7 protein-coding genes are annotated in these 7,735 nt (G+C 45.4%); all 7 read left to right on the top strand.

Annotation, left to right across the window (positions count from 1 at the left end; genetic code table 11):
• The coding region (locus tag RH949_RS27610; RefSeq protein WP_446357667.1) for an RNA-guided endonuclease InsQ/TnpB family protein at nt 1-711 on the top strand (711 nt) is incomplete at its 5' end.
• 4 nt (nt 712-715) lie between these two features.
• Entirely contained in the window at nt 716-3,076 is a 2,361-nt protein-coding gene (locus RH949_RS27605) for a CHASE2 domain-containing protein (RefSeq protein WP_446357665.1), read from the top strand.
• 187 nt (nt 3,077-3,263) lie between these two features.
• Entirely contained in the window at nt 3,264-4,085 is an 822-nt protein-coding gene (locus RH949_RS27600; RefSeq protein WP_446357663.1) for a DUF928 domain-containing protein, read from the top strand.
• 51 nt (nt 4,086-4,136) lie between these two features.
• Nucleotides 4,137-5,219 (top strand): mechanosensitive ion channel family protein, encoded by a 1,083-nt coding sequence (locus RH949_RS27595; protein ID WP_006100031.1) that lies wholly within the window; start codon nt 4,137-4,139, stop codon nt 5,217-5,219.
• A 362-nt stretch (nt 5,220-5,581) separates the two neighbouring features.
• Nucleotides 5,582-6,694 (top strand): mechanosensitive ion channel family protein, encoded by a 1,113-nt coding sequence (locus RH949_RS27590; RefSeq protein ID WP_006100179.1) that lies wholly within the window; start codon nt 5,582-5,584, stop codon nt 6,692-6,694.
• A gap of 102 nt (nt 6,695-6,796) precedes the next feature.
• Nucleotides 6,797-7,357 carry a DUF2062 domain-containing protein gene (locus tag RH949_RS27585; RefSeq protein ID WP_446357660.1) on the top strand — a complete coding sequence of 187 codons (561 nt, stop codon included), beginning with the start codon at nt 6,797-6,799 and terminating at the stop codon, nt 7,355-7,357.
• Nucleotides 7,358-7,489: 132 nt separating this feature from the next.
• Nucleotides 7,490-7,735: helix-turn-helix domain-containing protein (locus tag RH949_RS27580; RefSeq protein WP_446357658.1), on the top strand; the 246-nt coding region annotated here is incomplete at its 3' end.

Here is a 7,735-nt window from a genome sequence, read left to right as displayed (position 1 = left end):
AAAGTCGATGGTTACTATTTGACGCTTTCTCTGGAAGATAAAACAGTCCCAGAAATTAAGCCTGACTTCAACCCAGATAAAATCGCTGGGATTGATATGGGGCTGAAGGAGTTTTTAACGACTTCTGAAGGTAAAGTTGTTCATATTACTCAGCATTACCGTAAAGCTCAAAAGCGGCTACGGGTTATTCAAAAGCGGGTTTCACGCCGCAAAAAAGGAAGCAACGGTAGACTTAAAGCTATTAAGCAACTAGGAAAACAGCACAAAAAAGTTGCAGATAAGAGAAAAGATTTTCATTTCAAAACAGCAAATTGGTTGTTGTCCAAATATGACGTAGTAGCTCATGAAGATTTGAATGTCTTGGGTCTAGCTCGTACCCGATTGGCTAAATCGGTGTTGGATGCTGGGTGGTCAAGCTTTCTGTCGATACTGACGAACAAAGCCGAAAATGCTGGTTTGTTGGTTGTACCAGTAAGCGCTCACAATACTTCACTCGATTGCTCCAATTGCGGTGAGAAAGTACCTAAAAAGCTGCATATTCGTTGGCATGACTGTCCTCACTGTGGGTGCAGCCTTGACCGCGATCATAATGCAGCTATTAACATCAAAAATAGAGCCGAGGGGCATCCGGTTCTTAAAGCGCAACGCCTCCTAAGCAATAGCCGGATTGGTTGCGAAGCCTACACAATACCTGTACCCAGGTTGGTGTAGGAGTATGTCACTGATTTTGAACCTAGGACGAGGAGACTTGTACAATGGCTTTGCCTGGGTAACGGCTCAGTTACAGGTACAAGATCAACCCCAAAATCGGCAGGTAATCGGCAGTTTACCCGCCGCCCCCCATCTGGTAGAACTTTACCGCCACTGGCAATTACTCTACGATTTACTCTATCAGGCTCGTTCATTTATTATTAGTCGCTCTCATCCTCAACCCATCGACATTGATGACGATATTCAAATTGATGATACTGACGTAACTCACGTTGGCGAAACGGATTTTGCTGAGGTTTGTCAGAAATTACAACAGCAGATTGATACCTGGCTCGATTCCCCAGAATTTAGTCCGATATGCCGTCAACTTTATCAGCAATTTAACCCGAATCAAGACATTCGCGTCATTATTCAAACTGAAGACAGTAACCTGAGAAAATTACCCTGGTATACCTGGCGATTTTTTCGGGATTATCCCCACGCCGAAGTGTCGTTAAGTTCTCTCAACATTGAACCGAGAACAACGACTCAAACGCCAACTAAAACCGTGAGAATATTGGCAATTCTCGGCGATGCAACGGGAATTGATATTGACGTGGATCGGCAATACCTCGCCAGTTTGGATGGTGCCGAAACAGTCTTTTTAGTCGAACCCCGCCGACAGGAGTTAAATGAGCAGCTTTGGCATAATCAGGGATGGACAATTCTCTTTTTTGCCGGACATAGTTCTAGCCAAGGGGATGGTAATTCCGGGGAGATTTATATTAACCCCCATGAGCGTTTAACTATTCTTCAATTAAAATACGCCCTCAACGAAGCGATCGCGGCGGGGTTACAATTAGCAATTTTTAATTCCTGTGATGGCTTAGGATTAGCGCGACAACTGTCGGATCTACAGATTCCCCACATTATTGTCATGCGCGAACCGGTGCCGGATACTGTGGCTCAAGCCTTCCTCAAGTACTTTCTGATCGAGTTTGCTGGGGGGCGATGCTTCGATTTAGCGGTACGGAAAGCGCGGGAACGATTGCAAGGATTAGAGGGGGAGTTTCCCGGTGCAAGCTGGTTACCGATCATTGTACAAACACCGACACCGATCGCACCCACTTGGCAGAATTGGCAGCAACAGCCAAAACCTGCCCCTAAACCTTCTATCATGGGAGCAAGACGCCCCCGTTGGCAAACTCTCCTCTTAAGCAGTGCGATCGCGACAGGGTTGGTGATGGGAGTGCGGTGGCTGGGGTTCCTGCAATCTTCAGAACTGTGGGTGTTTGATGCTCTAATGCGAATGCGCCCGACAGAACTACCCGATGAGCGCCTACTGATTATTACCATAGACGCCGCCGATATTCAATATCAAGATCAACAGGGAATGAAACGCCAAGGATCACTGGCGGATCAGGCGTTAGTCAACCTCTTGGACAAAATTAAACCCCACCAACCCGCCGTCATTGGTTTAGACATTTATCGTGATCCGGTGGCGTTCAGATTAGATCCTGACGCCGCCAAACAAGCAATTCGTGAGCGAGATCAGCGATTTATCGACATTTGCCAAATCGGGGGAGGTGTAAGAACATCCCCGGAAATCCCCCCGCCATTAGGCGTTCCGGTGCATCAGGTAGGGTTTAGTGATCTCCCCTATGATCCAGATTTAGTCATCAGACGCCAGATTTTTGGCATGGCGGCGGGAACCCACTGTCAGACTCAGCAATCCTTTAGTTTTCAGATTGCCCGTCACTATTTAGGGTCACAGGATATAGAATTTAAACGGCTTTCCCGTACCCAGTTTCAAATCGGCACCCGTATCTTCCCCAAATTGGAACGTCACAGGGGAGGCTATCATAATCTGGATTCCGGTGGCTTTGAAGTGTTGCTGAATTACCGTGCAACACAGAGAATTGCCCCAAAAGTACCTCTACAGCAGATTTTAAACGGGTCAAAAGATGGGGAATTGGCAGCCTTAATCCGCGATCGCATTGTACTAATTGGTACAACCGACAACAGCTATGGAGACTATCATCTCACTCCCTACAGTGCCGCGTTTGAGCCGATTCAAGAACTCTCCGGGGTGGAAATCCAGGCGCAGATGGTGAGTCACATCATCAGTGCGGTATTAAATCAGCGACCTGTGGTATGGTGGTTCCCACAGTGGGGTGATGTGCTTTGGGTTTGGGCTTGGTCTGGAATCCCAGGTGTATGCATGGGAGGATGGCATCAGCGGCGACTCTATCTCATCGTAGCTGGGGGTACAGCGTTAGCCGCACTATGGGGATGCGGCTTTGTTTTCCTGTGGCGAACCGGACTTTGGTTACCGTTGGTGCCGTCGATAGTTGCTTTCTTCATGGTTGGGTTTTGGATTAATTGATTATCTGGTGGTGGGGAAATGGGCGGGTTTTGTTGTTGAGGAGGAGATGGCTCCATTCATTTTGTCCCTAAACCCGCCCCTACATTTGCACTTTTGTATTTTTATGTCTTGGCGTGTAAATTACGCCAGCTTGTTTTTTTATCCAAACTTTAATTAGTGTGGATCTCGATCTATAATCTTACCATTCATGATTCGATTACTGAACCGATATCTCAGGCTTAACCTACCCAACCTTTTAATCCCAGTTGTCTGGGGTATAAGTTGGAACTATATTCCCTCCAGTTTAACCTCCGAGTCTCCTCGCATTCCGGCACTACTCATGGCTGGTGTGTTTGCCCAGGAGAATAATCAGAATGACGATAATGTGGACTTTCAATCTGATGGTAGAAGTGGAAATCGTACCGGAGGAGGAAGTCGTAGCAAGTGTCCCCCGATGGATTTTCCGCTAACGGCGTTAGTTCCTGAATCGAACTGGGGAAAGACTCTTGAAGCACACCCGACATTGTGGTTTTATGTTCCTTATTCTCCAGAACAAGCCCCTGTGGGAGAATTTGTATTGCAGGATGAAGCGGGTAATGATGTCTATCGACTTCCGTTTGAGTTATCGCAAACGCCGGGTTTGGTTCGTCTCACCATTCCGGATACTCAAGAATCACTGAAAAGGGGTAACTGGTATCGCTGGTACTTCACACTGTATTGCGATCGCGACAAATCTGCTAGTCCAGTTTTTGCCCAAGGATGGATACAGCGAATTCCTTTAACTCCCACTCTAGAACGTCAACTCAATACTGCTAAACCCCGCGAAGATCAGGTTTATGTCGCCAATCGAATTTGGTTTGATGCGTTAACTCATGTAGCTAATCTTCGTCTTGCTAACTCACCCCAGGTTACCGATGCAGACTGGCGTAACCTCTTGCAAGGGAAAGGGGTTAACTTGGAACTGCCAAGCCAAGAGTTGAGCGTGGGTCATGTTATCTTTAACGAACCGAGGAGTTTGGGGGAGCTGTAAGCTGCACGCCATAATAGTTTAAACGGCTCATTGCTTAAATTGGAGATTCCTATGCTGGATGCCTTACCAGGATTCCTGGATTTCGATACCCTAAAAACATTCATCTTACTCGCCCTTGCCGGGATTTTCGCGATCGCGGGCGGTTTGTTTGCCTTTCGCTGGCTGGGTTCGCTATGGGAGCGGTTCAGGGATATCTATCCTAAGGTGATTCAACCGGAAAAAGAATTACTCGGGTTAGTCCTGAGTCTAACCTTAACCGATATTATTTTTCTCGCTTATGCCAGACGAGAGTTTATCAAGCTGATCGAACTTCCCATCAGTCTCGCCTTAGCGATTACAGCGAGTTTGTTAGGCTCTCGGTTATTCAAGCGCTTTTTTGATGCCTATCTGTTAAACGCCACCCTGCAAAGTGGACGGAAGGTGAATAGTGAACTCTTACTCCTTTCCAAACTGGTTGTCAATTTACTGATTATTGTCACCATCATCCTTATCTTTGCCCAAACCCATCAAATCAATATTTTTGGCTTGTTGGCAAGTTTGGGAATTGGTGGACTGGCGGTGGCGTTTGCCGCACAAAAAACCCTGGAACAGCTACTGGGTGGGATTGTAATTTATATTGACCGTCCCTTTGTCGTCGATGATTATATCGGTCTACCGGATGGCACATTTGGCAGAGTCGAATCCATTGGACTGCGGTCTACCAAAATCCGCTCCTCTGGGAAAGGAACGTTAATGGTTATTCCCAATAGTTCTCTGACTCAGGTCAGTATTGAAAACTTCACGGGTGCTAAGAAAGTTATTTCGATTATCTCATTAATTTTCTATCGTCCGATACCCGACCAAGAAAAATCGCTGATCCGCCAAGTTATCTTAGAAAGTACAATTGATATTTTTGGGATTGACTCTCGCAGTACAGATGTCACGTTTAAAGATATTATCCAAGATGGAGCGCCGGGAATGACTCAAGCCCAAATTAACTTTTTTATCCTGGGTTCTGGTGAGTTCTCGATGGAGTTGCGGCGTCAAGTCCTGGATATTGCCAAACAAAATATCACCAATCAACTCAAGGAATATGGTATTGCTTTTGACATTGAGGAACAAACCATTAATGTGGATTCACCGATTACGATCTAAGTAGGTAGATGGGGACAATAAAAGTTAACGGCTGAGATGGTCATTGGTCATTGGTCATTTGTAAAGGTTTGATGTGTATTTACATAACTTAATATAGGCAGGTTTATTGCCGTGGACTTCCTTAGGGCATTCTGAATAAGTGTTGTGGTGGAGGGAATAGGCTCCCAAGCAGGAGGCAACAGTAGTGCGAGCGTCTCGCTCGCTATTCGCGTCTCGCTCGCTATTCGCGTCTCGCTCGCTATTCTGTATGGATAACGTTTAAACTTTCAAATGAAAGGCATTACAGTTTATTATATAAAATACAGATGCGATATTTCGTGTCCCTCTAGCCATTCTGATTTCTCAAGTAGCCGTACTCGCTGATGAACTTAACTGATATACCTAACACGATTAGTGATGTTTCTCTGTTTGTATACTCCTTAAATCTGCCTAACTATGTAATTTTCCTGATCTTTGCTCTCTTCTCTGTTTTAGCAGGTCGATACACGCCGATTCTGGTGAGCTGGATTATCCACCGATTTTCACTTCAGCAGGGAAAAGAAATTTATGATAATTTGATCGCTCCACTCCAACAAGCTTTCAAATTTGCTGGCACCTTAATTTTACTGTCATTCTCATTGGCTTGGCTGGGGGTGTATCAGGGATTTCATGACTTCCTTCGTCCCTTTATGGATTTAGCTGTGACTGTGAGTGTGGCTTGGTTAGCATCTCGCTTATTTCGCCAGTTTGTGCGCGTGTATGGAATAGGATTAGTGCGGAAACTTGGTCGAGAAGTTGATGAATTACTCCTGGTTTTTGAGACTCTAGCGAATGTAATCATCGGATTTATTGCCGTGGTTGCATTTGCTCAAAGCCAGGAAGTAAACTTAGTCGGATTACTTGCTAGTTTTGGGATTGGCGGTATTGCGATCGCGTTTGCAGCCCAAAAGACATTGGAACAGCTTTTGGGGACGATTGTTCTTTATTTAGACCGCCCATTTATCCCGGGAGAATATATTCGTTTACCTAATGAGGTGTTTGGTCGCGTTGAATCGATTGGCTTGCGGTCTACAAAAATCCGCACAGCGGCTAAAAGCACACTTTTGATTGTTCCGAATTCAACGATGGCAAATTGGGAAATCGAAAATGTGACCCGAGGCAAGAAAGTGATGGTGTTACTCTATTTAGATTTTTCTCAACTTCTGGAAGAACGAGAAAAGGCTTTAGTTCAACAAATTATTGCTGAGAGTACCAACTCTTTATTCGGCATCGATCCGGGAAGTACGAATATTACCTTAATTCCCTCCCTAGAGGACAAAACCACCCGGGCGCGGGTAACATTTTTTATTCTCGGCTCAAGTGAAAATTCGATTCAATTACGTAAGCGCCTCTTGGAACTCGCTAATGAAAAAATTTCCAAGCAGTTACTCGCTTATGGAATTAACTTTAAGATGAATGAACCGACGATTTATGTGGATTCACCGATTACGATCTGATCTAAATGATGAAGATGGAACTCGATCGCGATCGCACAGGTCGGTTAGGATGAGTGTATATCCTGTACCGCCCTTGCTGTAACTGTAGATTCTCTAGCCTGTATGTCGAGAAATTCCCTGCAAACTCGTCCCCAACGTTCATCATTAGAGGTAAAGCCTGAACCCATTCGCCCTTCCCCTGATCGCAATCCCAAAGTCGGATCTAGTTTCCGACGGCGCTTACAATACTATTACTGGCGCTTAATTCGTCTCTCTGGACCCCCAGAGGCGATCGCACGCGGATTAGCCTGTGGTGTGTTTGCGGGGCTGTTTCCCCTATTTGGACTACAAACGATTTTAGGGATATGTCTAGCGCTGATCTTTCGCGGCAATAAAATTATCGCGGCGGCTGGTACTTGGGTGAGTAATCCCTTGACTTATGTGCCAATTTATGCATTTAACTTCCACCTAGGAAAATGGCTACTCCAGAAAAATAGCTTAACCGATATTAGCCTCGGATCTTGGCAGGAGTTCAAGGCGTTAGGATCTGAAATTATCTGGACACTATTTGTTGGCTGCTTTACGGTGGGGATGGTTGGTGGAATTTGTAGTTATTTCCTAGGATTGACACTAATTCGGCGGGTTCGCGCCTCTTATCGAGCGCGTCGTCGGCATCAGCGTTAAATTGATGTAACGGTTGTTGAACGTAATTGCGGCATTCCCCGACTTCAACGACAGTAAGTCGGGGAAGGATAGCAGACAAACTAGGAATTAAATATTCCGCAGTTTGTCAAATTTTTATGGTAAAATATAGTCATGAAAACACGTAGAGTGACCTATAGAATTTACCCAAACAAGGCTCAATGTGACCAGCTTCATTGGGCGAGAAAAATGCACTGCGAGCTCTATAACGCGGCAATTGCTAACCGAAGGACGCAGTACAAGCGCTTTGGTCATTCCGTTAATTATCTTGAGCAGCAAAACTGTTTGCCTGAGTTTAAGAAAGTTTGGATTGAGTATGCCGAATTAGGTTCTCATACGTTACAAGCTACATTAAAGCGG

This window comes from Coleofasciculus sp. A1-SPW-01, assembly GCF_040217205.1.
Lineage (GTDB): Bacteria > Cyanobacteriota > Cyanobacteriia > Cyanobacteriales > Coleofasciculaceae > Coleofasciculus > Coleofasciculus chthonoplastes_A.
Note: the sequence above shows the minus strand (reverse complement) of the source record. Positions and strands in the feature narration are given on the sequence as shown.

Bases quoted from the DNA above. Each gene is read 5' to 3' on its own strand.
- RH949_RS27600 (WP_446357663.1), top strand. From the start codon at position 3,264: ATGATTCGATTACTGAACCGATATCTCAGGCTTAACCTACCCAACCTT.
- RH949_RS27590 (WP_006100179.1), top strand. From the start codon at position 5,582: ATGAACTTAACTGATATACCTAACACGATTAGTGATGTTTCTCTGTTT.
- RH949_RS27585 (WP_446357660.1), top strand. From the start codon at position 6,797: ATGTCGAGAAATTCCCTGCAAACTCGTCCCCAACGTTCATCATTAGAG.
- RH949_RS27605 (WP_446357665.1), top strand. From the start codon at position 716: ATGTCACTGATTTTGAACCTAGGACGAGGAGACTTGTACAATGGCTTT.
- RH949_RS27595 (WP_006100031.1), top strand. From the start codon at position 4,137: ATGCTGGATGCCTTACCAGGATTCCTGGATTTCGATACCCTAAAAACA.